This window comes from Glutamicibacter sp. JL.03c (assembly GCF_025854375.1).
Taxonomy (GTDB): Bacteria; Actinomycetota; Actinomycetes; order Actinomycetales; family Micrococcaceae; genus Glutamicibacter.
Genome location: NZ_CP107575.1, coordinates 2,162,274 through 2,187,550 on the forward strand (window position 1 = coordinate 2,162,274; position 25,277 = coordinate 2,187,550).

The window sequence follows — 25,277 nt, forward strand, 5'->3', positions numbered from 1 at the left end:
CTAGGCGGTCGTTGATGCTTCATCGCCATAGGTGCCTCCTGCCTCGGTGTCATCTGATTGGTAAACGGTTGCCTAGTTGCCTTCGCCAGCTCTATCCATCAGATCACTGACGGCGCTGATAAATGCGTTGCCACGCTGGGCATAGGAGCTGAATTGATCCATGGAAGCTGCGGCCGGCGCCATCAGCACGGTGTCCCCGGGCTGTACAATCTCTGCGGCCTTGTACACGGCGCGGGTCATCACCTGCGTACCGGAAGGTGCAGTGCCATCAGCGGCTTGCGCCTGGGCGGTGATGTTGATGACCTCCACCTGGGGCGCCTTGGCAGCCAGGGACTCGACCAGGCCTGCGGTGTCGGTGCCGATCAGCAGCACCTTCGCCAGCCGGTGGGCGTGCTTGGCGATGAGCTCGTCGTAGTCCACGCCCTTGGACAGGCCGCCGGCAATCCATACGACGCGCGTAAAGGCTGCCAGCGAAGCGTCGGCAGCATGGGGGTTGGTGGCCTTGGAGTCATTGATCCAGAGGATGTCGTTCTTCCGGGCTACCGCCTGGATGCGGTGATCCCCGGCGTCGAATCCGCTCAGCCCCCGGGCAATGGCTTCTGGCTCGACCCCATAGGCACGAGTCAGCGCGGCCGCAGCGGCGGCGTTGGCGGCAGTGTGGCGAGGGACGATCTCGCCGATCTGGTCCAGCGGAATCAGTTCGACCGCAGTGGTCTTGCGATCCTCGATATAGGCGCGGTCCACCAGAAGGCTCTCGACCACGCCGATCATGGATACCGCCGGGGAATCGGTGGTGAAACCGATGGCGCGGCAGCCCTCGATCACGTCGGCATTTTCAACCATGCGGATGGTGGTCTCTTCTTCGGCGTTGAAGATTGCCGCGATCTGGGTTCGCTCGTAGATCTTCGCCTTGGCTGCCTTGTAGTTCTCGAAGCCGTCGTGCCAGTCGACGTGATCCTCGGCGATATTCAATACCACGGAGGCCACCGGTGAAATGCTGTGGGTGTAGTGCAGTTGGAAGCTTGAGAGCTCAACGGCGAAGACGTCGTAATCCACCGGTTCGCGGACCGCATCCAGGATCGGGGTGCCGACGTTGCCTACGGCGATGGCCTTCAGGCCAGCGGCCTGCAGGATCGACTCGGTCATTCCCACGGTAGTGGTCTTGCCGTTGGTGCCGGTGATCGCCAGCCACTTCGGAGCGGTGTGCCCGGCGCGATTCTGGACGCGCCAAGCAAGTTCGATGTCGCTCCAGATCTCGATGCCCGCTTCAGCGGCCTCGGCGATGACCGGGTGGCGCGGATTCCAGCCCGGCGAGACCATCACCAGCTGGGCCTCCTGGCCGTCGACCTGCGGGAGGCTGCGGACATTCTCGGTCCCCAGCAGCACCTGGTGAGCCCCGACGATCTTCAACGTCTCTGCGCGCTGCTGGTTCAGCTCATCATTCTTGCCATCAATGACGGTGACGATGGCGCCGAGTTCAATCAGCGTATCGGCGGCGGAGAACCCGGACAGCCCCAGTCCCGCGACCACGACGCGCAGGCCTTTCCAGTCCGCATCCCAGCTGGTTAGCGAATCCAATACGTTCTTGGCATCTGCGCTCACAGTGCGACAACCCATTCAGAGTAGAAGAGTCCCAGTCCGGCGGCCACGAAGAGGCCGGCTAGGATCCAGAAGCGGATAACGACGTTTTCCTCGGACCAGCCCGAGAGCTCGAAGTGGTGCTGCAGCGGTGCCATCTTGAACACGCGCTTGCCCCCGGAGAGCTTGAAGTAGCCCACCTGGATGATGACCGACAGGGAGATGATCACGAACAGGCCGGCGATGACGACCAGCAGCAGCTGCGTGCGCGAAAGGATCGCGAAGGCGGCAACCGCGCCACCGATGGCCAACGAGCCGGTATCGCCCATGAAGATCTTGGCAGGCTTGGCGTTGAACCACAGGAAGGCAATCAATGCACCGGACAGGGTGGCGCCGAGCAAGGCCAGATCCTGGGGGTCGCGCACCGAGTAGCAGACATCAAGGGAATTGCTGTTGGAGCATGCCTGGTTCTGCTGCCAGATGCCCATCAGGGTGTAGGCGCCGAAAACCATGATGGAGGCACCGGTGGCCAGGCCATCCAGTCCATCGGTGAGGTTCACTGCGTTGGTGGTGCCGGTAACGATGAAGTTCGCCCAGATGACGAACAGGATGAGTCCCAGCATTGGCCCGGCGAACGCCAGATCGATATTGCTGTCGCGCAGGAAGGAGATCGCGGTGGATCCCGGAGTCAGGCCACGCTCGTCAGGGAACTGGAGTGCCAGCACGGCGAAGCTGATGCCGATGACGGCCTGCAGGACGATCTTCTGCCAGGCGCGCAGGCCCAGCGAACGCTTCTTGAAGATCTTGATGAAGTCATCAAGGAATCCGACCAATCCCATGCCGCCAAAGAGCAGCAGGACCAGCAGGCCGGTGGCAGTGATGCCCGAGGAGGAACGTCCCATCAAGGCCAAGACTCCATGGGTCGCGAAGTAGGCGACGAAGACCGCCAGCACGAAGACGACACCGCCCATGGTGGGGGTGCCTGACTTGACCGCGTGGGAGTTCGGACCGTCATCACGCACGACCTGGCCGTACTGCTTCTTGGTCAGGAGCTTGATGTAGAGCGGCATGGCCACCATGGTTAGTACAAGGGCAATACCTGCACCCAGGATCAATGCGATCACGCGTCTTCGCCTTCCTTCACGAACGCTGCGATGTCGTCGCCGAGGAAGCGCAGACCGGCCCCATTAGAGGACTTGAACAAGGCGATGTCGCCTGGCTGGAGTTCCTTTTGCAGCAGGTCGCGGGCCTCGTCCACGCTCTCCACGTAGAAGGCTTCGTCTCCCCAGCTGCCTTCAAGTACTGCAGAGTTATATGCTGGCTTGGCTCCCCGGCCAACCACAACAAGCTTCTTGATGTTCATTCGGACGGCCATGCGTCCGAGCAAATCATGCTCGTGGATGCTCTTGTCGCCAAGCTCCAGCATTTCACCCAGGACAGCCCAGGTTCGGCGGCCAGGTGCACCGTCCTCGCCAAGGCCCAGCTCGGCCAGTGTCACCAGGGCCGCACGCATGGATTCCGGATTGGCGTTGTAGGCGTCGTTGATGATGCTCACGCCGTCGGCACGTTCAGTGCGCTCCATGCGCCAACGGCTGTTGGCCTTTTGGCCTTCCAGGCTATCGGCAATGAGCTGCGGGCTGATCTCCAACGCATAGGCGGCATTGGCGGCAGCGAGGATGTTGCTGACATGGTGGCGGCCGAGCAGCCCCGAGGTGATCCGCTGGCTGTAGCCGTCGGGGAACTGCAAGGTCAGCTGCGGCTGGCCGGAGCCATTAACGACGACGTCGCTGGCCCAAACCCCTGCGCGTTCTGGCTTTTGCTCCCCGGAGCCGAAGAAACGGACTTCCGCGGTGGCGCGCGAGTCCATGCGCGCGACGCGGGAATCCTCCGCGTTCAAAATGGCGATGCCGCTGGCATCGAGCGCCTCGACGAGCTCGCCCTTGGCCTTCTCGATGTTCTCGACTCCGCCGAATTCCCCGGCGTGCGCGGTGCCCACGCAGAGCACGACGCCAACGTGGGGGTGCACCATGTCGGTGAGGTAGGTCAGGTGGCCGATTCCGGTCGCGCCCATTTCGATCACGAAGAACTTGGTCTCTTCGGTGGCGTTGAAGACGGTCAGCGGGACGCCGACCTCGCCGTTGTAGGAACCGATGGGCGAAACCGTCGGTGCCACCCGGGAAAGGATTCCCGCCAAGAGATCCTTGGTGGTGGTTTTACCGGCAGAGCCGGTGATGCCCACGACCTTGGCGTCGTTTTTGGCTTTGAGGTACTCGACGATGTGCGCTGCGATTTTGCCCATGGCTTCAACAGCGTCGTCGACGATGATGGCAGGGTGCACGTCGCGGTCATCGTTATAGGTCTGCCGTTCGGCCAGGGCCAGCACTGCGCCGGCGGCCAGGGCTTTATCGATGAAGGCATGTCCATCGGAAAATTCGCCGGGCTTGGCTACAAACAGGCAGCCCGCGGTGACTTCACGGGAATCCGTGGTCACAGAAGTGACCACCGTGTCGGAAGCGGCTCTCGCCGTCGCTTCTCCCCCGGTGATCTTCAAAAGGTCAGTCAAAGACAGTTCAATCATGGCATTAAGGACTTTACACTTGAGCGGTGGTGATCGTGGTCTTGTGCCGTCTAGGAATTGGTCACAAATCCATGAAGTTTTAGGGCATTGGCTAGTTCCACACGATCGTCGAGTTCGACATCAATTCCCGCAACGTCTTGGCTGACTTCATGTCCGCGGCCCGCAACCAGGATCGCATCATTCAACTGCGCTAAACTCACAGCGAATTCCACGGCTTTGGCGCGTGGCGCGATGTTGAATAGCTGGGTATCGGGCCGTTCAGCGTCGATCACTCCCTGTGCGCCGGCGGCAACTTGTTCGCGGATCGGTCCAGGGGCTTCGCCATGCGGGTCATCGTCGGTGACAATCACGATATCTGCATGGCGTGCGGCTACCGCACCCATATCAGGGCGCTTGGTCTTGTCACGTTCGCCGGTAGCCCCGAAGACCACGATCCGGCGCCCCTCGGCACCCGGGCGGATGGAATCCAGCGCCTTGGCCAGCGCATCGGAGTTATGGGCGAAATCGACGACGGCAACCGGCGACTGGGCTACCACCTGCATGCGTCCCGGAACAGCGACAGACAATGGGTCTTTGGCATCGAGGGCCGCTTGCAATGCTTGGAGTTCTACGCCGCTGGCAAGCACCATGATCGTGGCCAACGCGGCGTTGGCCACGTTGAACCTGCCCGGCAGTGCCGTTCGGGTGCGCAGCGCCCGCCCATCGCGGTTCAGCAGCGTGAAGCTGTGGCCGAGCCCGGAGTGCGCCAAATCGGTGACACGCCAGTCGGCTAATTCATTGTTCTCGTCCAGGCTCAGCGACTGGGTGGGGATCTGCGCATGCTCGGCGAGGCGAGCGCCATAGGGGTCATCGACCACGACGACGGCGCATTGGCTGTGTTCCGCGGTGAACAGCTGCGCCTTGGTCTGGAAGTAGTCTTCCATGGTCCCGTGCAGGTCCAAGTGGTCCTGGGTCAGGTTGGTGTAGCCGGAGACTTTGAAGTCCAGGGCATCAACGCGTCCGTAGCTCAGGGAATGGCTGGAGACCTCCATGGCCACAGAATTCACATCTTGTTGCGCCATGCGCGCAAGGACTCCGTGGAGCTGGGTGGATTCCGGCGTGGTCAATACGCTCGGGATGATCTGCCCGCGTGCTGACATCTCGATCGTGCCGATCAAGCCGGTTTCTTCTCCGATCGCTTCGAGAATCGCACGAATCATGAAAGTCGTGGTGGTCTTGCCGTTGGTTCCGGTGACGGCAAACAGCTGCGGGCTGCGCTGATCAGTGCCATAGACCGTCTGCGCGACCTGGGCTGCGGCCTTGCGGACATCGGCCACGACTGCCACCGGGATTGAGAGTTCTTCAGGGAGGAAGTCCAAGCCAGCGGTGTCAGTGATGATGGCAAGGGCACCATTGGAAATCGCGGTGTCCACGAACTCGGCCCCGTGCCGCTTGGCGCCAGAGATGCCCAGGAAGACATCGCCGGGCTGGATGACCTGCGGGTTCAAGCTGACGCCGAGGATCTGCGGAGTCGCGTTGAATTGTGTTCCAGTTCGCACGGCACCAACCGCGCCGCATACCTGATCGAAACCCACACCGGCCAAATTCTCTGGACGAAGGTACCGTTCCAACTCACGTGGGGTTCCGGGATTCTGGGCTACCAAGATTTCTTTTGTTCCTTACCTACAAAGACGTCATACGCCTCTGACTTTGTTGTGCTCGGAGGCACATTGAATGTGTTGAGCGTATGGCTCATCACGTCGGTAAACGTGTCAGCTACCGAGAAGTCCTTCCAGTTGCCCTTTGGACGGTACATCGTCGCCACAACAACGAACTGCGGATCTTCCAATGGAGCTACACCTGCAAATGAATAAGTATAGCCGTCGTAGCCCTTGGCGCTGGCGGCCTGGCCGGTACCGGTCTTGCCACCGACACGGTATCCGGGGATGGCTTCCTTGTAACCGGTGCCGTAGTCGACCACGGATTCCATGATCTTCAGCATTTCCTTGGAGGTGGATTCCTTGATCACGCGCTTCTTTTCAGGATCGGGGATTTTTGTCACCGATCCGTCCTCGTTCCGATAGCCTTCGATCAGGCTTGGCGAGAGGCGAACGCCGCCGTTGGCGATGGTTTGGAAGATGGACGCGGTGTGCAGCACGGTCTGCGAATAGCCCTGGCCGAACATGGTGGTGTACTGCTGGCGGCGATCCCAATTTGCGGGTTTCGCCAGCTGGCCGGCGCTGGCGCCATTTAGGCCCACCTGGATGGGAGTGCCCAGGCCGAAGGCCCTCATGTAGTCGTAGCGGGTCTGCTTGCTCATCTTATTGCCTACCATCACCGTACCGGTGTTGTAGGAGCGGGCGAAGATGCCGGCCACGGTCATATCGTAGGTGGAGTGTTCCAAGGAGTCGTTGATGGTTTCCTTGGTGAAAGTCTTCTTGTTCGGAACAGTGAACTCGTCCGTGGCCTTCACGACGCCCTGGTCGAGGGCGGCCGCGAAGATCGGGGCCTTGCCGGTCGAGCCTGGTTCGAAGGCACGAGTGATCGACGTTGAGCGCCGGAACTCCGGTGCGGTGGCGCCGGGGTCGTTGGGGTCCAGCTCAGCGGAGTCGCCAATGGCCAGGATCTTGCCGGTCTTGACCTCCTCGACAACCACGGAGACCCACTCGGCGTTGAATTGGGCCTGCTTCTTTTCTGCAGCACGCTGGGCGACGTAGTTGATGTCAGAGTCGATGGTCAGCAGAACGTCCTGTCCGTTGACCGCCGGAGTTTCTTCGACTTCGGTCACCGGAATACGCACGCCGTCCGCGCTGATTTCGTATTTGCGGCTGCCTGCGGTACCTGCCAGGTGGTCTTCCTGGCTGAGCTCGAGGCCTTCGGCGCCGACCACGGAGGTTTGATCTTCGGAGTTCCGGACGAAGCCAAGCAGCGGGCCGGCGATCACGCCTTGAGGGTACTGGCGTTCGCTGCGCAGCAGGGATGAGAGCCGAGGAATGCCAATTTCACGGACTTCGTTGCGCACTTCTGGTGTCACGCTCTTGGCGATGACAACGTAGCCTTTGGGCTTGGCATCGTCCTGCGGGCGCACCTTGGTGGCGAGCTCGTTAGGATCCTGGTCAAGCGCGTCGGCGAGTTCCTGGATGGCTTGGTCCCAGCTGATGCGCTCATGGCCGTTGGAGCCGTCACGCTTGGCACGACGGATATCATCGTCCTGCTCACGCTGGTCGATGACCAGATCATAGCGGTCGACGGATACCGCCAGAATGGTTCCATTGCGGTCTTCGATCGAGCCGCGTGTTGGAGCGATGACTTCTTCGCGTTCACGATTCTGCTGGGCCGCATTGGCTACCGTTGCCGCGTTGATGCCCTGAACCCAGACGAGCCGGGCCAGGATGATCACCAACAGGGTTACTGAGAGAATCAGTACGAAGCGCATCCGCTTTTTCGCAGTGTCGATTGCCGTCGAGCTCACCATGAACCTAACTTTCCCTCAACGTGGTTTCCAGCAGTATCAGCTAGCTCAGATCTAGCTTAGAAAGGTCTTGCTAATTTGCTGGGGATTTGGTGCTTGGCGCCGGGATCGTGCCGCCGTTAAGTTCCGAGTCTTGGAAGATCGGGCGACCGTCTTCAGAGACCTCACGCTCGCTCTTTGCGGGCTTCACTTCGCCTTCCTTCGATTCCTGGGAAGATTCAGTCTTATTCTCGGCATCGTTTGAGGTCTTGCCCACAGTAGTCTTCGGGGTCGACGACTTTTCGGTATCAGCCTTCTGCTGGGTGCCCTCGCCTTCGCTGACGCTATCACCGGGCAATGGCAGGGTTCCGTATTCCTGCTTGCTGTCCTTGGCCTTGACAGCGTCTTCGGCTTCCTGGGTCACCTTGCCGTCGGAAAGGCTGATCAAGCCAGGAGCACCGGGGGAAACCAGGCCAAGATCCTTGGCTTTGGCAGCCAGCGCCTGGGGGGCAGCCAATGACTGTGCCTCCTTGAGCAAAGACTGGTTCTCCTGGGACAGCGCGCGTTCCTGATTGCGCAGCGAAACGATGTCGTACTGGCGCTGGGCGACCGACGTGTTGAGCAGTACCAGGGTCACGATGACGCTGAAGGCCAGCAGTACCAGGATCGCCGACATGGTGACCATGGAGCGGCGGTTTGTTGCCTTGATCCGAGGGACCAAGGACAGGGTTACTCGCTGGCGGGATTCGCCTTTGGGCAGTTCGCTGGCAAGCACGGGCTCGGGGCGCAAGGCTCGTGCAGCGCTGCCGTCGACAACTGGCTGGTTGTTCACGGCTGCAATCTTCTGCACGCGGCGCGGGGCTCGTTGGCTCATCCTAGCTCCTCTTCAACACTCGCTCCACAGCTCGCAAACGAGCTGAGGCTGCACGGGAATTTTCGGCAATTTCCTGTTCGCTTGGCTTTTCAGTGCCCTTGGTCAGGACCTTGTATTCAGCCTTATGTTCTTCCAGCTCCACTGGGAATCCCGGAGGTGCCGAAGAGGTTGCACCCTGCACGAAGTGCCTCTTGGTGATCTTGTCTTCCAAAGAGTGGTAGCTCATGACGACGACCCGACCACCGACGTTCAAAGCCCCCATGGCCGCAGGAATCGCGCGCTCAAGCACGTCGAGTTCCTCGTTGACCGCAATGCGCAGGGCCTGGAAGGTGCGTTTTGCTGGGTGGCCGCCATTTCGAGCGGCTGCCGCTGGGACTACACGTCGAATAATTTCCACCAGTCCTGCGGTGGTCGTGATTCGTTCTTGTGCTCGGGCTTCGACGATGGCGGTTGAGATTCGTCCTGCGAACTTTTCTTCGCCCCATTGGCGGATGATCCGCAACAAGTCGTCGCGCTCCAGGTCATTGACCAGATCTTCGGCGGTTGGACCCACTGAAGTGTCCATGCGCATGTCCAATGGAGCGTCGTAGGAATATGCGAATCCACGTTCTCTCTCGTCAAGCTGCAAGGACGAGACACCGAGGTCGAACAGCACTCCGTCGACACCGGGGAATCCGAGGTCTTCAACTACATCGGCGATTTCGTCGTAGACAGCGTGAACCAAATCGATGCGTTCCTCGAATGGCTCCAGGCGTGCGCCGGCAAGCTCATGAGCTTGTTCGTCGCGATCGAGGCCGATGAGGTGAAGGTTGTCGAAACGCTGAAGAATGGCTTCTGAGTGTCCGCCCATTCCAAGGGTGCAGTCCACCACGATTGCCCGACGGCCTTCAGCATTTGCACGCTCGATACCTGGTGCGAGGAGATTGACGCAACGGTCCAGAAGTACTGGAACGTGGCGTTCGGATGCTGGTCGCTGGGAATCCTGATTTGGCACTGCGCCCCCTTTCGCTGTTCGATCTGTTGTTGAGATCAGATCCCCCTCCAACCAAGAGGTGGTCCGCCCTCTGGCTCCGGGGAAGTGAAGCCAGATGATGTTCCCCGCTAGGTGGCTGGAGATCTCATCCCAACATCATGTGTTTTCGGTTTAAACCTCGGTCTGACGACCTCAGTCCTCATCAGTATCTGAGAAAACGTCCTCTTGTTCGTCCAAATACTGCTGCCAAGCGTCCGTGTCCCAGATTTCGATGCGATTACCTGCACCAATGACTGTCACTTCACGGTCAAGGCCCCCGTAAGTGCGAAGCACCTGCGGGATCGTGACGCGCCCTTGCTTGTCTGGCACTTCATCCGAGGCCCCCGAGAGGAACACACGTGCATAGTCGCGTGCTCGTCGTGAGGTCAAAGATGCCTGGGCTAGCTGTTCATGCTGCTTTTCGAACTCCCGCTGGCTGAAAACGTAAATACAACGTTCCTGACCGCGAGTGAGCACCAGGCCGTAGGACAACTCGTCACGATATTTAGCAGGAAGAATCAGGCGGCCCTTCTCGTCGAGTTTCGGCGTGTACGTTCCCAGGAACATGCACACCGCCTTTCCGCGAAGTGGCCGGAAGCCCCACTCTTCTCTACTTGCCTCCACTTTACTCCACAACCCCCCACTGTCAATGCGATTTCATGGGTTTGGCGAGGGTCTGGAGTTAAAAATTGGCTAAATTTAGCGGTTTCTTGCGCCAGGTTCTGGTGGAGGGAACGTGTGGGGCTTGCCAGGCAAGGGGCATTACTTCATAGATTCTTGAGCCAAATATGGCGGATTTTCGGTAAATCTGGCTGCTGTGGTGGAAAGTGGAGGGCTTCGGGGAGGAAAATGGGGGCGCGGCCAATTACCCCGTGGAGGTCGAAACTTGGAATCTCCCGAGAATCTGACAACGAGCCCCGAGGCGTGTCGCGCGCTATCGAATAAGAACAGGGGAAGGTGGCTAGCAGGCACTTCAATATGCGCCGGAATTGATGCCGGCTTCGTGGGCAACGGACGCCCCGAAGGTCCATCATCCGTCGAAACGCGCAGTACCTGCTGGGCACACAAAAAGAGGTGCAACCCTAGGGCTACACCTCAATGTCTATACGTGTCGTTCAGCTGTCGGACTGATCCCGCTTGCGCTGATTCCAACGCTCTTCGAGGCTCGACATGAACTGTGAATTATTCTTCGTTGCGGACTTCGGCCCACTGCCACCAGGGCGACCGACCTTTCCGCTAGCGGATTTGGTCAGGGCTAACAGGACGCCACCAAACATCACTGCGAATCCAATAACGCCAAGAATGATGACATGCTGCGAGATGCCGAAGATCAGGCCAGCTAGGCCAACGATGACCAGCAAAATGCCCAGCGCAATGTTTCGCGTAGAGAGGCGCCCCGCATTGGCCGGCCCCTTCATGCTAGAGGCGAAGCGACGGTCTTCATGCAACTGCTTTTCAAGCTGCTCCAACAAACGCTGCTCGTGTTCCGATAGCGGCATCGTCTTCTCCTTCCAATGGCAAACTCGACGGTCGTTTACCGTCCTTAGGTTCAACGCCGAGTCAGAGGAAAAAGTTCCCCGATTCTTATGAGCCTTATTACTAGGATAGTCTCATTTGAGCCCAGCCTGCCAGTTGATCTTTACCACTGGTCTCATATACTCACCTAGCTCACAGAATACTTTTAATCCGGCGGTCGCAAAAAACGAGCGGGAGTCACCAAAGATTGCGGAAACTTCTGTCCGATCAGGTCAGCCACTCGTTCTGCCTCCCGCACTTTCTCGTCCTTAGGATCAAGGCTTAGCTGAAGCCCAAAATCAGGATCTTCTAGACGTTCAGCACGTACCCCAATCAAGCGGACGGGCTGCGTTAACGGCAGCAACTTCCTCAAGAGCAACACGGAAGCTTCGCTAATTGTTGCCGATGAGTCCGCTGCGGCGCCCAACGCTTTCGAACGCGTGACGCCTGTGAAATCCCGATATTTGATCTTCAGGCCGACACCCCCAGCGGCCTTGCCATGATCCCGCAAACGCCTTGCAACTCTATGACTGAGTCGAATCAATTCGCTCTCGAGTACTTGGACATCTGAAACGTCCTCGGCGAACGTATGCTCTGCGGAAATGCTTTTTTCATCTCGCGTCACCTGCACCGGACGATCATCGATTCCTTGAGATAGCAGATGCAAGGAACGGCCATGCTCGCCCATTCGTGCCACCAGCCTCGATTCAGGTTCCCGGGACAACTGTCCTACAGTCTCGATCCCCAGCGCGCGCAGCTGCTCTCCAGTACGCTTGCCAACGCCCCACATCTTTGAAACCGGAAGCTCTTCGAGAAACTCGCCAGTTCGCTCTGGCGCAATCACGGCCATTCCGTCCGGCTTGGCATACGTAGATGCAAGCTTGGCGATGAATTTGTTCTTCGCGATACCTACACTAGCCGGCAATCCCATCTGCGTACGTATGTGCTCGCGAATCCCTTGTCCTATTTCGACAGGGCCACCTAGCCTGCGCATGCTGCCTGTCACGTCCAGAAATGCCTCGTCCACGCTTACCTGTTCGACCAACGGAGTGATCGTACGGAAGTAAGCCATGATTTCTTCTGATGCCTTCGCATATTTGTCGTGGCTCGGCGCCACAATCGTTGCCTCAGGCATCAGCGGCATCGCCTGGCTCATTGGCATCGCGGAATGAATGCCCCTGGCACGGCAATCATAGGACGCTGAGAGCACGACGCTCCTACCGCCCGGATGCCCGACAATAACAGGCATGTTGACCAGTTCCGGGCGATCGCGCAACTCGACGGAGACAAAAAAGGCGTCCATGTCCACATGCAGCACTGCGCGTTGCACCATTTGCCCCTCCTGAACCAAAAAATCGGACAACACAACCATACTCGAATATATATTCGGTTTTCTCCCTGTCAATCATCAGAACAACGCGGATCATGTTGCCCTCGAATCACCGGTAGAGTTGTAATCAACGAGCCGTAGTTACCAACGAAATGATTTTGCATGTCGCTGCCTAATTCTTTGCCATCCTTCGAGGCCGAGGCCTCCCAGTTGAGTCAAACGTACACCGCCGAAGTCGCGCGGTTGCTTGAAGAATTCTTGGTCGCCAAAACCGCAGAAGTTGGACAAATAACCGCCAGTGCAGTTGAAATCGTCAATGCGATCACATCCTTGACCAAGGGAGGAAAGCGATTGCGTCCCCTCTTTGCATTCTGGGGATACCTAGGTGCCGGCGGCGACAAGGACTCTACCGATATCGTGCGACTCGGCGTAGCCCTTGAGCTATTCCAGGCGGCCGCTTTGATTCACGATGACATCATCGACAACTCCGACACGCGCCGTGGACAGCCGAGCGTCCACAAGCGTTTTGAGTCCCAGCACCACGAACTGGGATTGGCGGGAAGCGCAGCAGCCTACGGTAGCGCAAGTGCGATTTTGGCCGGCGACCTTTGCCTCTCCTTAAGCGAAGAAGCTTTCTCCGAAATTGAGCATCTCCCCAGGGAAGCTCGCATCATTTTCAATCAGATGCGCACCCAAGTCATGGCGGGCCAGTACTTGGATGTCCTCGAAGAATCCGCAGGACCCTCCTACGATCCACGCGAAGCAGTAAAGCGTGCGCGAACCATTGTGCGGTTCAAGTCCGCTAAGTACTCGACTGAAAATCCATTCTTGCTCGGCGGTGCACTAGCCAGCGCGGACGAAGAGTTGCTAAAGAGCTACTCGGCCTTTGCCTTGCCCCTCGGCGAGGCGTTCCAGCTTCGCGACGATGTCCTCGGAGTTTTTGGTGATGCCGAAATCACTGGCAAGCCAACTGGCGGGGATCTGCTGGAAGGCAAACGGACTGAACTCATTGCCCATGCCCTGTTGTTATCGGCCGAAGAAGAGCGCGAGTTCATCCAGACGCGGCTTGGCGCGAGCGACATGACGGCTATGGAAGTAGATCGCCTGAGCACCATCCTTCGGGACAGCGGTGCACTCGAGGCTACAGAGCACAGTATTAGTGAACTCACCGAGCAATCTCGGCAGGCCTTAGAAAAATTATCGATTAGCCCACGCGCCGTTGCGGGCCTTCAACAGCTCAGCGACGCGGTGACCAAGCGATCCAAGTAACAGCAAGAGACATCAATTCATAACAAAAGGTCTCACCCATCCGAATTCGCTTCGGTTGGGTGAGACCTTTTTGCCTTTCTAGCAACAGCTAATAAGACGAATGGGCCTACCAGGCCAGTGCCTGTGCTCGCCTTCTAATTTCAGTTTTGCGTCCTGAGCGCAACGCGTTCATCGGCGTACCCGGCAGGGATTCATCCTCGGTAAAAAGCCATGAAATTGACTCCTCGTCGGAGTAGCCAGCATCCAGCAGCACCGACAGGGTTCCCTTCAAGCTTTCAACAACGGAGCCATCTTGGAGAAAATCAGCTGGGATGGAACGGATATTCCGTTCTCCGATTCGCACCGAGATAATTGCGCGCTCATCGAGTAGGCGATGCACACGGCGAATATCTACTTCTAGTTCTTCCGCCACATCAGGCAGGGTCAGCCACTGGCCGACGAGTTCTACGAATTCCTTCACCACTCAAGGTTCCCACAAATTCGCAAACTCCGCAGAAACTTTGGGAAAACTCGCCACAGCAGTTTCCATGCGCCACAGGAGTAGTGTAAATTTCCTTGTATCACTTTGATAACAATTGCATCACAGACAACACTAGGAACGTAAGCCGCTAGGGTTACCAGTGCCGCAATGCCCGTTATTTTCACCGTATATATGAGGATCGACTCCATGCCCCACGAATCCAAACATGTCTCGAAGCATGCGTTAGGCGTAGTAGCAGGCGCGGCCATCCCAGCCGCGGTCATTGGTAGCCTCGCGTTGGCACCAGCTGCGCAGGCAGCCCCCGTATCCTTCCCCAAAACCTCAGGCAGCCTGGCCAAGGCCGTCACCCCGGAATCAATCAAGGTCGCCGAAGACCAGATCAAGGCGCACTTGATCGCGTCCCGCATATCAACACTCGGCCTTCCAGCAAAGCGCGATGTCAAGGAAATCAAGATCCCTGCAGGTGCTACCCTGTCGAGTATCGCCGTCGAATACCACACTTCTGTAGCGGAGCTGAAGAAACTTAACGGTCTGAAGAGCGATGTGATCATTGCCGGCAAGACACTCAAGGTCTCGGGCAAGTCATCAAGCTCGAAGTCCGATAAGGACGGCTCGACGAAACACAGTTCAGCAGGGACCAAGACTTATACGGTTAAAAACGGCGATACGCTCAGCGCTATCGCGGGCAAGCACAATATGAGCCTGTCGTCGCTATTGAGCAAGAACGACATCTCGGCAAGCAAGGTCATTTACCCTGGCGACAAGCTCAAGGTCAACGGCTCCAGCTCCGACAGCCACGATTCCGGATCGAAGTCGACGAGCAAGGGCTCTTCGTCGGGATCCGCCACCTACACGGTCAAGTCCGGCGATACCCTGGGCAGCATCGCGGTCAAGCACAATATGAGTCTGTCCTCGCTGCTGAGCAAGAACAATATCTCCGCCAGCAAGGTCATCTTCCCTGGTGACAAGCTCAAGATCAACGGTTCGGCCAAGAGCAACGACTCCAAGTCCTCGGACAAGAAGTCGTCCTCGTCGAGCACCTCCAGCTACACCGTCAAGTCGGGCGACACACTCAGCGGCATTGCGGCCAAGCACGACATGAGCCTCTCGGAGCTTCTCAAGGTCAACAACATTTCCTCGAGCAAGCGCATCTACCCAGGTGACAAGATCAAGGTCTCCGGCGGTTCCTCATCCTCGAAGTCCCAGACCCCGAGCAAGCCGAAGGCCAAGACCTCGACCTACACCGTCAAGTCGGGCGATACCCTTGGCGGTATCGCAGCCAAGCACGGCATGAGCCTCTCGGAGCTTCTCAAGGTCAACAACATTTCCTCGAGCAAGCGCATCTACCCAGGTGACAAGATCAAGATCTCCGGCGGTTCCTCATCCTCGAAGTCCCAGACCCCGAGCAAGCCGAAGGCCAAGACCTCGACCTACACCGTCAAGTCGGGCGATACCCTTGGCGGTATCGCAGCCAAGCATGACATGTCGTTGAAGGCACTGTTGGATCTCAATCCTGAATTCAGTGCCAGCACCCCACTGAAGATTGGCGCTAAGCTCAAGGTTTCGGGGTCTTCGGTTGCCCCTACCGGCGATGTCAAGCAGGACAAGATCGGCAACACCTTCGAGGGTCGCACCTATGCGGATCACGTTGTTCGAGATGCCAACGCAAACAAGAACTACCTGGACTCGATCGACGTCCCAGGCCGTTCCGAAATGCAGGCGCTCGTTCGCTCTACAGCACAGAGCATGGGCGTAGACCCAGCATTGGCTATGGCCCATGCGTATCAGGAGTCCGGCTTCAACATGCGTGCGGTCTCCCCTGCCAACGCCGTAGGGGTCATGCAGGTCCTCCCAAGCACAAGTGACTGGATCGCTTCCCGTATCGGCCAGGACCTCAATGTCCTGAACCCGCGGGATAACGTCGTCGCTGGCGTGGCAGTCATCGCCTACAACTTGGACAACACCGATGATCTGGACACCGCTATTGCGGCGTACTACCAGGGTCTGGCTGGCGTCAACAAGTACGGCATGTACGAAGACACCAAGCGCTATGTGGCCAGCATCAAGGCGCACATGAAGAACTACCGCTAAAGCAAGTACGCGAAGGCCGGTTCAGCATCTCATGCTGAACCGGCCTTCGCTGTATTTAGTATTGCTGAATGAGTCAGGAGCTTCGGCGCTCTAGGTCCAGCGGCATGTCGATAACGACTCTCGTGCCGTCCTTTTCCCCCGCTTCCCAACGGATTTCTCCGGAAAGCTCGCTCGTGACCAGGGTCCGTACAATCTGAAGCCCCAAGCCTTCTCGGCGAGGCTCCTCAGGCAGTCCGTGACCGTCATCTTCGATGACCACACGCAGCCAATCCGCCCGATCCGTTCCCAGATACCGCTCGGCCACCAGAGAGACTTCGCCATCGCGGTGCGCCAGACCATGCTCAACTGCATTGGTCACAAGCTCATTGATCACTAGCGATAGCGGTGTCGCCAAATCGGCGTCAAGCATCCCGAATTCGCCTTCACGGCGGGTTGATACCCGCTGTTCCGGCGAAGCGATCTCAACGATAAGCCTGAATTGGCGATCCATCAGATCATCAAATTTCACCGTCTCGTTCAGTCCCTTGGAAAGGAAATCGTGGACGGATGCGATGGTTGAGACGCGACGCATGGCCTGCTCAAGACCCTGCTTGCCATCTTCGGACTGCATGCGACGCGACTGCATACGCAGCAGAGCCGCTACGGTCTGCAGGTTATTCTTGACCCGATGATGGATCTCGCGGATGGTCGCATCCTTGGTGACGAGCTCTTTCTCTCGACGACGAAGCTCGGTGACGTCGCGGCACAAGACCAAGGCGCCCCAGCGTTTGGATTCGTTGCGCAGCGGTATGGCGCGCAGCGATAGAGTGACTCCGCGGTGTTCCACTTCAGTGCGCCATGGCATCTTCCCCTGGAGAACAAGTGGCAAAGTCTCGTCCACTACACGTCGATCACTGACCAACGCCATGGTCAGATCCGACAATGGCTGGCCTTGAAGCACGTCTGCGGCCCCGAGCCGACGGAATCCTGAGACCGCGTTGGGGCTGGCGAATTCAACGGCCCCGTCAACGCTCAGGCGGATGAAACCGTCACCCACGCGAGGCGCGCCCCGACGGGATCCGGTGGGGCTGGAGAACTCAGGCCATAAGCCTTGAGTGCCCATTTGGAGCAAATCATCGGCGCTCTGGCGATACACCAGTTCCAGATTTGACGGGGTGCGTGATTGGTTCGGATCGAAGTGCGAGGTGATCACGGCAACCGGACGATTCTGCCTGACCAGCGGAATGGCTTGGACAGTGGTCAAACCCATGATGATGTCGCTGCCGACCTGCTCGGCCGAGCGCTGGACCTGCAGCGACTCCCATGCACGATCGACCATGATGCGCAGATCCTTGCGGATTCGCTCGCCCACAAAATCGCTATGGAACGCAGTATGCGATGTGGAAGGGCGGACATGGGCTAGCGCGATATATGAGCCATCTCCGGTGGGGAACCAGAGCACAAGGTCGGAGAAGGCAAGGTCTGAGACCAACTGCCAGTCCCCCACCAGGAGATGGAGCCAGTCCTCATCACCGGGTGCTAGCGCAGCACGTTGACGTAGTTCTTCGGTGATGAGGGCCATTGGCGGTGTTTACCTTCGTACGATGGAACGCAGCAGGCGAAGCGCAACGGACAAGGAAGCCATGTCGTCGCGTTCAAGGCTATTGACTTCCTCAAACATAGTCTTCGCACGATCTAGGTTAGCCGCGTTTGCCTCTTCCCAGGCAGCAACACGCTCTGCCGGATCCTCAATATCGCCATGGGCATCCAGGATATTCCCGGTCAGATCCATAATGGTGGTGTACAGGTCATCACGCATTGCTGCGCGTGCCAGTGCCTGCCAGCGGTCTGAACGTGGCAACTTGGTGATCCGGTTCAGCAGGCTGTCCACGCCGAACAGATCGTAGAGAACGTAGTACGTCTCAGCAACCTTGGCTGGTGCAATCGAGGTGCGGTGCACGTATTCGGCGATATCCAGCAAAGCGTAGGACTCGAATTGCGTAGCCCACATGCTGGCCCGCAGCTCTGGAATGCCGAAGCCCAAGGCCTCATCACGCCATTCGTTGAAGCGTTCCAGGTCGTTGCCACGCAGGATGGAAGGCAAGGCCTGACGCAGCTCGGTGACCGTGTCCTGGAATCGTGTGATCGCCTCGGTGACCAGCAGTTCCTCGTCGACACGGTTAATGAACCAGCGTGTGGCGCGATCCAGCAAGCGTCGCATATCGTGATGCTGGCGGCCCCAATGCTTCAGGCTCGTACCGGCAGGCTGGGCGTTGATCGCATCGAATTGGCGGTCGAAGCCATAGATCTCACGCAGCGCGCAGAAGACCTTGGCGATCTGCACCTCGCTGGCCCCGGTCTCCTCCATGGCGCGGAAGACGTAGGTAATGCCACCGACATTCACGATGTCGTTGGCAATCACCGTTGCGATGATTTCCTTGCGCAGCGGATGGCTCTCCAGTTGGTCGCCGAAACGTTCAACGAGCTTTTCCGGGAAGTAGCGGCGCAGAGTTTCAGCGAAGTAGGGATCCTCGGCCAGATCCGATTCAGCCAGCGCGTTGGCCAGCTGGATCTTGGAGTAGGCGGCCAGGACCGAAAGCTCCGGCGTGGTCATCGCCCCGCCCGATGACCGTCGCTCTTCCAGCTCAAGGGTGCTTGGCAGGAATTCGAGTTCGCGGTTCAGATCAGCGGCCGATTCAAGCCACTGCATCAACCGCTCGTAGGCTGGTGCCCACGTGAGCGCAGCGTGCTTTTCATTGAGAAGTAGCACGTTCTGCTCGAAGTTGGTTTTCAGAACGAGGTCGCCCACGTTGTCGGTCATCGACAGCAGGAAATCGGTTCGTTCATCAGGCGTGAGGTTGCCGGCCGCGATCTGGCGGTCCACGAAGATCTTGATATTCACTTCGCGGTCCGAAGTATCCACGCCTGCCGAGTTGTCGATGGCGTCGGTGTTCAAAAGGACACCTTCTCGGGCAGCCTCGATACGACCCAGCTGGGTCATGCCGAGGTTGCCGCCCTCGCCCACGACCTTGGCGCGCAGGTCTTGTCCATCAATGCGAATCGCATCGTTGGCGCGGTCGCCGACCTGTCCGTGGGTTTCGCTGGAAGCCTTGACGTAGGTGCCGATACCGCCGTTGTAAAGCAGGTCTACCGGCGCCGACAAGATAGCCTTCAGCAATTCATTCGGGCTTAGCTTGAGCGTGCTTTCAGGCAGGCCGAGCACTTCACGAATCTGGGCGCTGATTGGGATCGACTTCAGGCTGCGCGAGTACACGCCGCCGCCAGCGGAGATCAGTTCCTTGTTGTAGTCTGCCCAGCTGGAACGAGGCAAGTCATACAAGCGCTGGCGCTCGTCAAAGGCTACCTGTGCATCTGGATTCGGATCCAGGAAGATATCACGGTGGTCAAAGGCCGCGACGAGCTTGACCGTCGAAGTGCGGCGCAAGCCGTTGCCAAACACGTCGCCAGACATGTCGCCCACGCCCACGGCGGTGAACTCATCGCTCTGGGTATCAACCCCGAGCTGGAAGAAATGGCGTTTCACGGATTCCCACGCGCCCCGGGCCGTGATGCCCATGCCCTTGTGGTCATAGCCCACTGAGCCGCCCGAAGCGAAGGCGTCGCCCAGCCAGTGGCCCTTTTCTGCGGACAGCGAGTTGGCAATATCGGAGAAGCTGGCAGTGCCCTTATCGGCCGCGACGACCAGGTAGGAATCATCGCCATCACGACGGACGACGTTTTCCGGCGCAACGATGTGCTCTCCGGTGCCATCGGTGACCATGTTGTCCGTGAGCTGCAAGAGCGTGCGGATGAAGACCTTGTATGCTCCCTTTCCTTCCTCCATCCAAGCTGCGCGATCCTGCGCCGGATTCGGAAGCTGCTTGGCGTAGAAGCCGCCCTTGGCACCGGTAGGAACGATGACGGAGTTCTTGACCATCTGGGCCTTCACCAGGCCGAGGACCTCGGTGCGGAAGTCTTCACGACGGTCCGACCAGCGCAAACCGCCGCGAGCCACTGCACCGAAACGGAAGTGCGTGCCTTCAACTCGTGGCGAGTAGACCCACAGTTCGTGCTTCGGTCGAGGGAACGGCGCGAAGTCGATTTCCTCCGGAGCAAGCTTGAAGGCCAGGGCCTGGTGCTCGGTGAAGTAGTTGGTGCGCTTGGTTGCCTCGATGACCTTGACGAATCGACGCAGCAAAGTGTCAGCGTCCAAGGTTGGCACTGCTTCCAGTGCTTCGGTGATCTTCGACTTGGCTTCCTCGCGAGCAGCCTCGGAGGTTTCGGCCCTGAGCGCAGGATCAAAGGTAGCTTGGAACAGCTCCACGATGCTGTGGGTGACTGATGCGTTGCCGACCAAGGTGTTCGCAATGAACCCGGTGGAGTTCGGAACGCCCAGCTGCAGCAAGTAATGCGCGTAGGCGCGAAGCATCGCTACCTGTTGCCACGACAGGCCTTCGCGAAGCACCAGAGCATTGAGGCTATCGGACTCGGCTTCATTGCGAACGACGGCACAGTAGGCTTCGGCCAGTTTGCCTTCGATCTGGCTGAATTCGATGTCCTGGTCGAACTTCAAACCCATGTCGTAGATGTAGCGCTGGCCGACGCCCTCGGGGTTCAGCTCGTAGGGGCGCTCGTCCACCACCTGAAGTCCCAGATCCTGGAGCACCGGCAAGATGCGTGAGAGCAACAGCGGCTGGGTCACGAAAATCTTCATGCGCTTGGAGACGGGCGAATCCTCGTCAACCGGTGTTGGGTCGTAGAAGGAAACGATTGGTCCGCTCTCGGCGGACTCCCCCAAGCTGGAGAGCAGGTCGATGTCCTTGAGGGCATCTTCGATCTCGAACTGGACTTTGTAGGAGGCAGGGAAGGCTTCGGACCAGGCGTTCGACAGGGTATTGGCGTCGCCGAGTTCCAGGCTCGCTCGGGCGGTATCAACAATCGCGTCCGACCATGAGCGCACGGCCTTCGCGATTCGATCTTCCAGTCGGTTGCGGTCAACGACCGGAATCAGGCCGTGGCGCTGAAGACGCAGGCGGTAGAACAAACGTACCAGGGCGCCGGCGCCAAGCTGGGCTTCATATTCAATGGATTCGGCATTGAAGCTGTCCGTGAGTTCCTTCTCAACGCGCAAGCGAACGGCCGTGGAGAAGCGATCGCGAGGCAAGAAGACCATGGCCGTGACGAAGCGCCCGTAGTCGTCGGTGCGGAGGAACACGGAGGTCCGTCGGCGCTCCTGCAAGCGCAGGATGCCAAGAGCGGTCTTGGTGAGATCTTCGACGGAGATCTGGAACATCTCATCACGAGGGTAGCTTTCCAGAATCGTCGTGATGTCTTTGCCGGAGTGCGAGTTCGCGGCAAAGCCGGTGCTCTTCAAGACAGCTTGAACCTTTTCGCGGACCACCGGAACGGTCTTGACGCTCGAAGTATAGACGCTCGATGAGAACAGGCCAATGAAACGGCGTTCGCCATTCACTTCGCCGTTGGCATCGAAGCTCTTCACACCCACGTAGTCCAAGTACACGCCGCGGTGGACAGTCGAGCGGGCGTTCGCCTTGGTGATGATCAGCGCGCTCTTGTCGCGGGCGGTGATGCGTCCGCGCTTGGTCAGGTGCTGCGGACCCTGGGATTCCAGGTCGCGCATGAGCCCCAAGCCGCTGCCGGAGCGCGCAACCAGGACGTCTTCGCCGTTGACTGATTCCAGGTCGTATTCGCGGTAGCCGAGGAAGGTGAATTGGCCGTCGGCCATCCAGTCCAGCAATTCGGCGGCCTGCGGGAGCTCGACGATCTGTTCTGCATGCGCGGTCTGCGGCAGGGTCCGGGCAATATCCTTGGCACGATCCAACATGGCCGGCCAATCCTTGACTGCGATGCGCACATCGGCCAGCACGCTGTACAAGCGTTCAACAAATGCCTGCGCCTGCTCGTCGCTGAGCTCGCGCGCAAGTTCAACGGAAATCCAGGACTCGACGTGAGTTTCGGTTCCTGCAGAAATGAGTGTGCTCAAGTCCGACAACGCGGCCGTGTCGCCGCTTGCAACGTGCTGCAGGCCGGCATGGCTGATCTTCACGATTTCGCCGGTATCGGACTTGCGCGAGACCACGAACGTCGGGTGGACGACCAACTGGATTGGCGAATTGAGCTGGACCAATGCTGCAGTGACGGAATCAACCAAGAAGGGCATGTCATCGGTGACAATGTGCACCACCGAGATTCCGTTGTTGCGCGTAATGGCGACGTTGGGGCTTTCCGCTTCGCGTTCGTAGCCGATTTCTAGGTGTGCTGCCACGCGAGAATCGAGTTCGTCTGGCCGGTAGGCTGCCACGTCCTCAGTCGCAATTTGGCTATAGTACTCGCTCACCAATTTTGGGGTGAGAGTCGCATCCATGAATGATTCTGACATGCTGGATTCCGACGAGTTCAACTGAACGCCTCCAAGAACAAAGTTCGATGTACCCGCGCCGTTGCGGGTCACTAGTCTAATCAACCCTACCCGTTTTTTGCGCCTTCAGTTCATGCAGACTGGCTAAATCGACGGCTAACCCGTTTCTTGGGTAAATCCGTGGATTTTATGCCGGCCAACGACTGGATTTCCGTACGCAATGAACTTTTAGGCGCTATCTCGAGTAAAGGGCTCCCTGCTAACACTGACGCACTGCATACCGGGCTGTCATTAGGCAGAAAGCCAACGATGTCGTGCATTGGACCAAAGCGGTCCCACGCTTCAATGAGTCTGCGCTTCGGGCTCCGTCCGCTGCTGGAGGGGCTAACGCTGTTGAAGATGATTTTCGGGTGCAAACCGACCTGGGCTTCTTCCAACTCGTCGATGGCACGCAGTGCTCGCGGAATGCCGATACTGTCGGATTTGACCACCATGAAAATTTCGTCAGCGCACCGCAACATCTCGACAGTCACGGCATTGCGCTGTGGCGCTTGGGTATCGAAGCTCAGTTGCTCATCCATCGCGATATGCGGAGCGACATCGAGGACGACGAGATCATAGTGGTCGCGAAAGACCGTTGTGGCCCGACGCAGCGCAGACGCCCGCACCTCCGGCCAACGGCTGGACCGCGGGATGCCTGTTCCCACGCGGATGGTTGCCTCACCCACTTGGACCAGCAAGCACGCGGCGTTGAGCCGGCCGATGTCAGTACTTCCTGAATCGACGATGCGGCATACTTGCGCAACCGAGGCCGATTCATCCATTAGACCCAATTGGATCGAAATCGATGCGGCATAGGTGTCGGCGTCCAATAGGACCACTGATTGGCCGGCAGCGGCTGCTTCCACGGCGAAGTTGAGGGCGATAGTGCTTCGTCCCGGTGACCCCGGGGCACTCCAGAAGCAAACAATCTTGCCTTGGTTTTTGGATTCTGTTGCTACAGGGTCATGGTTCTCGTTGGGTGACAGCGAATCAGGTTTTCGCAAAGAATGAACAGTCGCGGTGATTCGTTGCTCCAGGTCGGACATGGCGATATCTGCGGGGAGCTGAAGCACATCAGGCAGCGGGCTGATGTCTGCATAGCTGTCCAGCAAATAGACAACAGCGGTGCCCTGGCCAATGAGTTCATCAATCTGTTCCATGGGAGGCACTTGCTCAGCATCGGCCACGAGCAGTACGTCGGCCACCGCCGTGAGGCTTGCCGCGACGGCTTCTGCGATATCAGAACAAACCCGGGTGACAATCAGTTCGCCCTGATAGCCCTCAATCTGGCGAACGATCGATTCTTGATCGCCTAAAACGATGACGGAGATGCTCATTACTTGGCTCCGGCAGGGTTGTAGATCACGATGATCCGGGATTCGTTGGCCAGCGCTTGCAGCAACGGCTCGAGTTGATTCGGTTCCACTAGAAGTTCGAGGTTGGTTCCTTGCCTATCGACCAGTCCCCCGCCGCTTTCCACGCGGGCTGCGACCTCGACCATGGAGGAAAGCTTTTCTGGCACTCCGTACGTGTTGCCTCCGGACTCCCGATTGGCGATCCACACATCCACAAAACTTCCCGGTCCAATTGACGAGGTCAGATCGGCAGGGAGTTCAATGTTGATGGGGCGTCGAGACCCGAGGTCGCTATGCGTCACGGAAGTCACCGGGATCAGTTCGCCGGCGCTGATGAAGGTGTTTGCACGAGCCAGATCATTGATGTCCGAGGCCGGGTCCAGATATCGTCCTGCCGTCTCGCCGAGTTGGACCTCTTGCGTTTTCATGTTTTCCGGTGTGAGTTGCTCGCCTAGGGTGATATTGGAGCGAGCAACGTAGACGGTGGTGGTTTCATGCATTTCACCGACGAGATACATGGTTCCGGCGACTGAGGCGACGACAAGGACGGCACCAAGGGCCAAGCGCGGATCCTTCCACCCTGGGCGTCTGATTCTAGCCGCCTTTACCGACCGCATCTCTTGGAGGACTTGTTCACTCATCGTGGCTCAACCTTCCACCGGCGAATGTGCTTATGGATGGTGAGCCTACGACAAGTTCCTTCAGTAGAAAAGACCCTTTTACATGGTGTGGACTAATTTAGCGCCGTGGAGATGATCCAGCCTAATGATCCCAGGGGGATCAATAATTGGGGTCTGTGCCCGTTCGAGTGCACGTATTCGTCGCGTTGGTGTACCCCAATCACGAGAAAGTCTTTGCCCACCTGGCTCAGTGTTCCTTCCGCGAGCGCTTGGCCCTGCAACCCGTGGATGCGGCAACGGGCCCTGTCGCGCAGCAAAGCACGGATGACTGCTGAAAACCGGATGGCCTTTCCTTGTTGGCTTTCTGTGGATATTGATCCGGGCGCAAGCGGCGGGGCTATGGATTCGACTGATTGATAGCGGACAATCCATTGGTTGGATTCAGATTCAAGGCAGAAATAGTCAGTCGCGCACGGGCCTAGCAGTGCGCGAATTTCGGTGCGACCGACCAAATTGACTGAAATCTCTTGCCCGCGGAAGCGCAATAAACTCTCGCCAAGCTCAGCAGCCGCACGCTCGATCCTGGTGTTCTCGGCGATTTCATCTCGCAATTGAGCACGGTGTTGTTCGGCAAGTTGTGCCTCAAGATCATCAAAAAGTGAATCCCAGCGCATATGCCAACTGTACGAGACAAATTCTTCTTCCAACAGCTCTTCACAAAAAGACTTCAAAGTGTCATTATCT

18 protein-coding genes are annotated in these 25,277 nt (G+C 58.3%); 2 read left to right on the forward strand and 16 right to left on the reverse strand.

Going from position 1 to position 25,277, the window contains the following annotated elements:
* Positions 1–72: 72 nt before the first annotated feature.
* From murD to dinB, 10 genes are all read right to left on the reverse strand, one after another.
* Positions 73–1,617 (reverse strand): UDP-N-acetylmuramoyl-L-alanine--D-glutamate ligase, encoded by a 1,545-nt coding sequence (gene murD / locus OF385_RS09970; RefSeq protein ID WP_264275247.1) that lies wholly within the window; start codon positions 1,615–1,617, stop codon positions 73–75.
* The gene (mraY, locus tag OF385_RS09975; RefSeq protein WP_022876557.1) at positions 1,599–2,702 is read right to left on the reverse strand and encodes a phospho-N-acetylmuramoyl-pentapeptide-transferase; all 1,104 of its coding nucleotides are present in this window, start codon (positions 2,700–2,702) and stop codon (positions 1,599–1,601) included. The genes murD and mraY overlap by 19 nt, the downstream gene beginning before the upstream one ends.
* On the reverse strand, positions 2,699–4,156 hold the full coding sequence (locus OF385_RS09980; RefSeq protein ID WP_264275248.1) for a UDP-N-acetylmuramoyl-tripeptide--D-alanyl-D-alanine ligase: 1,458 nt from the start codon (positions 4,154–4,156) through the stop codon (positions 2,699–2,701). Before OF385_RS09980 ends, mraY begins: the two co-directional genes overlap by 4 nt.
* 50 nt (positions 4,157–4,206) lie before the next feature.
* Positions 4,207–5,799 (reverse strand): UDP-N-acetylmuramoyl-L-alanyl-D-glutamate--2,6-diaminopimelate ligase, encoded by a 1,593-nt coding sequence (locus OF385_RS09985; RefSeq protein WP_264275249.1) that lies wholly within the window; start codon positions 5,797–5,799, stop codon positions 4,207–4,209.
* Complete coding sequence (locus OF385_RS09990) at positions 5,793–7,610, reverse strand: peptidoglycan D,D-transpeptidase FtsI family protein (RefSeq protein WP_264275250.1); 1,818 nt, start codon at positions 7,608–7,610, stop codon at positions 5,793–5,795. Before OF385_RS09990 ends, OF385_RS09985 begins: the two co-directional genes overlap by 7 nt.
* A 70-nt stretch (positions 7,611–7,680) precedes the next feature.
* Positions 7,681–8,460: a hypothetical protein gene (locus OF385_RS09995; RefSeq protein WP_264275251.1), complete on the reverse strand. Its 780-nt coding sequence runs from the start codon at positions 8,458–8,460 to the stop codon at positions 7,681–7,683.
* A 1-nt stretch (position 8,461) separates the two neighbouring features.
* Positions 8,462–9,454 carry a 16S rRNA (cytosine(1402)-N(4))-methyltransferase RsmH gene (gene rsmH / locus OF385_RS10000; protein ID WP_264275252.1) on the reverse strand — a complete coding sequence of 331 codons (993 nt, stop codon included), beginning with the start codon at positions 9,452–9,454 and terminating at the stop codon, positions 8,462–8,464.
* A 171-nt stretch (positions 9,455–9,625) separates the two neighbouring features.
* Positions 9,626–10,039 (reverse strand): division/cell wall cluster transcriptional repressor MraZ, encoded by a 414-nt coding sequence (gene mraZ, locus OF385_RS10005; RefSeq protein WP_022876563.1) that lies wholly within the window; start codon positions 10,037–10,039, stop codon positions 9,626–9,628.
* Positions 10,040–10,587: 548 nt separating this feature from the next.
* Entirely contained in the window at positions 10,588–10,971 is a 384-nt protein-coding gene (locus OF385_RS10010) for a DUF3040 domain-containing protein (RefSeq protein ID WP_264275253.1), read from the reverse strand.
* Between the two features lie 182 nt (positions 10,972–11,153).
* A complete protein-coding gene (gene dinB / locus OF385_RS10015) occupies positions 11,154–12,320 on the reverse strand; it encodes a DNA polymerase IV (protein ID WP_264275254.1) in 1,167 nt (388 codons plus the stop codon).
* A gap of 159 nt (positions 12,321–12,479) precedes the next feature.
* On the opposite strand from dinB, the gene OF385_RS10020 reads away from it, so the two are divergent.
* Complete coding sequence (locus OF385_RS10020; RefSeq protein ID WP_264275255.1) at positions 12,480–13,586, forward strand: polyprenyl synthetase family protein; 1,107 nt, start codon at positions 12,480–12,482, stop codon at positions 13,584–13,586.
* A gap of 106 nt (positions 13,587–13,692) precedes the next feature.
* Here the strand turns inward: OF385_RS10020 and OF385_RS10025 are convergent, their stop codons facing one another.
* Positions 13,693–14,046 (reverse strand): Rv2175c family DNA-binding protein, encoded by a 354-nt coding sequence (locus OF385_RS10025; RefSeq protein WP_022876567.1) that lies wholly within the window; start codon positions 14,044–14,046, stop codon positions 13,693–13,695.
* Between the two features lie 207 nt (positions 14,047–14,253).
* Between OF385_RS10025 and OF385_RS10030 the strand changes: the two genes are divergently transcribed.
* Positions 14,254–16,158, forward strand: a complete 1,905-nt coding sequence (locus OF385_RS10030) for a LysM peptidoglycan-binding domain-containing protein (RefSeq protein WP_264275256.1) — start codon at positions 14,254–14,256, stop codon at positions 16,156–16,158.
* Between the two features lie 73 nt (positions 16,159–16,231).
* Here OF385_RS10030 and OF385_RS10035 read toward each other — a convergent pair whose 3' ends face one another.
* The 5 genes from OF385_RS10035 to OF385_RS10055 all read right to left on the reverse strand — a co-directional run bounded on the left by OF385_RS10035 (position 16,232) and on the right by OF385_RS10055 (position 25,264).
* Positions 16,232–17,719, reverse strand: coding sequence for a sensor histidine kinase (locus OF385_RS10035; protein ID WP_264275257.1), 1,488 nt, complete (start codon positions 17,717–17,719; stop codon positions 16,232–16,234).
* A 9-nt stretch (positions 17,720–17,728) separates the two neighbouring features.
* Positions 17,729–22,522, reverse strand: a complete 4,794-nt coding sequence (locus OF385_RS10040) for an NAD-glutamate dehydrogenase (protein ID WP_264277896.1) — start codon at positions 22,520–22,522, stop codon at positions 17,729–17,731.
* 125 nt (positions 22,523–22,647) lie between these two features.
* The gene (locus tag OF385_RS10045; protein WP_264275258.1) at positions 22,648–23,895 is read right to left on the reverse strand and encodes an AAA family ATPase; all 1,248 of its coding nucleotides are present in this window, start codon (positions 23,893–23,895) and stop codon (positions 22,648–22,650) included.
* Complete coding sequence (locus OF385_RS10050; RefSeq protein WP_264275259.1) at positions 23,895–24,476, reverse strand: hypothetical protein; 582 nt, start codon at positions 24,474–24,476, stop codon at positions 23,895–23,897. The genes OF385_RS10045 and OF385_RS10050 overlap by 1 nt, the downstream gene beginning before the upstream one ends.
* A 170-nt stretch (positions 24,477–24,646) precedes the next feature.
* Positions 24,647–25,264: a hypothetical protein gene (locus OF385_RS10055; RefSeq protein WP_264275260.1), complete on the reverse strand. Its 618-nt coding sequence runs from the start codon at positions 25,262–25,264 to the stop codon at positions 24,647–24,649.
* Positions 25,265–25,277 lie beyond the last annotated feature (13 nt).

What these genes read in the sequence shown, in the direction of transcription:
- mraZ (WP_022876563.1), bottom strand. Translation starts at nt 10,039, where the DNA reads ATGTTCCTGGGAACGTACACGCCGAAACTCGACGAGAAGGGCCGCCTG.
- OF385_RS09990 (WP_264275250.1), bottom strand. Translation starts at nt 7,610, where the DNA reads ATGGTGAGCTCGACGGCAATCGACACTGCGAAAAAGCGGATGCGCTTC.
- murD (WP_264275247.1), bottom strand. Translation starts at nt 1,617, where the DNA reads ATGGGTTGTCGCACTGTGAGCGCAGATGCCAAGAACGTATTGGATTCG.
- OF385_RS10040 (WP_264277896.1), bottom strand. Translation starts at nt 22,522, where the DNA reads ATGGATGCGACTCTCACCCCAAAATTGGTGAGCGAGTACTATAGCCAA.
- OF385_RS10010 (WP_264275253.1), bottom strand. Translation starts at nt 10,971, where the DNA reads ATGCCGCTATCGGAACACGAGCAGCGTTTGTTGGAGCAGCTTGAAAAG.
- OF385_RS09995 (WP_264275251.1), bottom strand. Translation starts at nt 8,460, where the DNA reads ATGAGCCAACGAGCCCCGCGCCGCGTGCAGAAGATTGCAGCCGTGAAC.
- dinB (WP_264275254.1), bottom strand. Translation starts at nt 12,320, where the DNA reads ATGGTGCAACGCGCAGTGCTGCATGTGGACATGGACGCCTTTTTTGTC.
- OF385_RS10045 (WP_264275258.1), bottom strand. Translation starts at nt 23,895, where the DNA reads ATGAGCATCTCCGTCATCGTTTTAGGCGATCAAGAATCGATCGTTCGC.
- OF385_RS10020 (WP_264275255.1), top strand. Translation starts at nt 12,480, where the DNA reads ATGTCGCTGCCTAATTCTTTGCCATCCTTCGAGGCCGAGGCCTCCCAG.
- OF385_RS10035 (WP_264275257.1), bottom strand. Translation starts at nt 17,719, where the DNA reads ATGGCCCTCATCACCGAAGAACTACGTCAACGTGCTGCGCTAGCACCC.
- OF385_RS10030 (WP_264275256.1), top strand. Translation starts at nt 14,254, where the DNA reads ATGCCCCACGAATCCAAACATGTCTCGAAGCATGCGTTAGGCGTAGTA.
- OF385_RS09980 (WP_264275248.1), bottom strand. Translation starts at nt 4,156, where the DNA reads ATGATTGAACTGTCTTTGACTGACCTTTTGAAGATCACCGGGGGAGAA.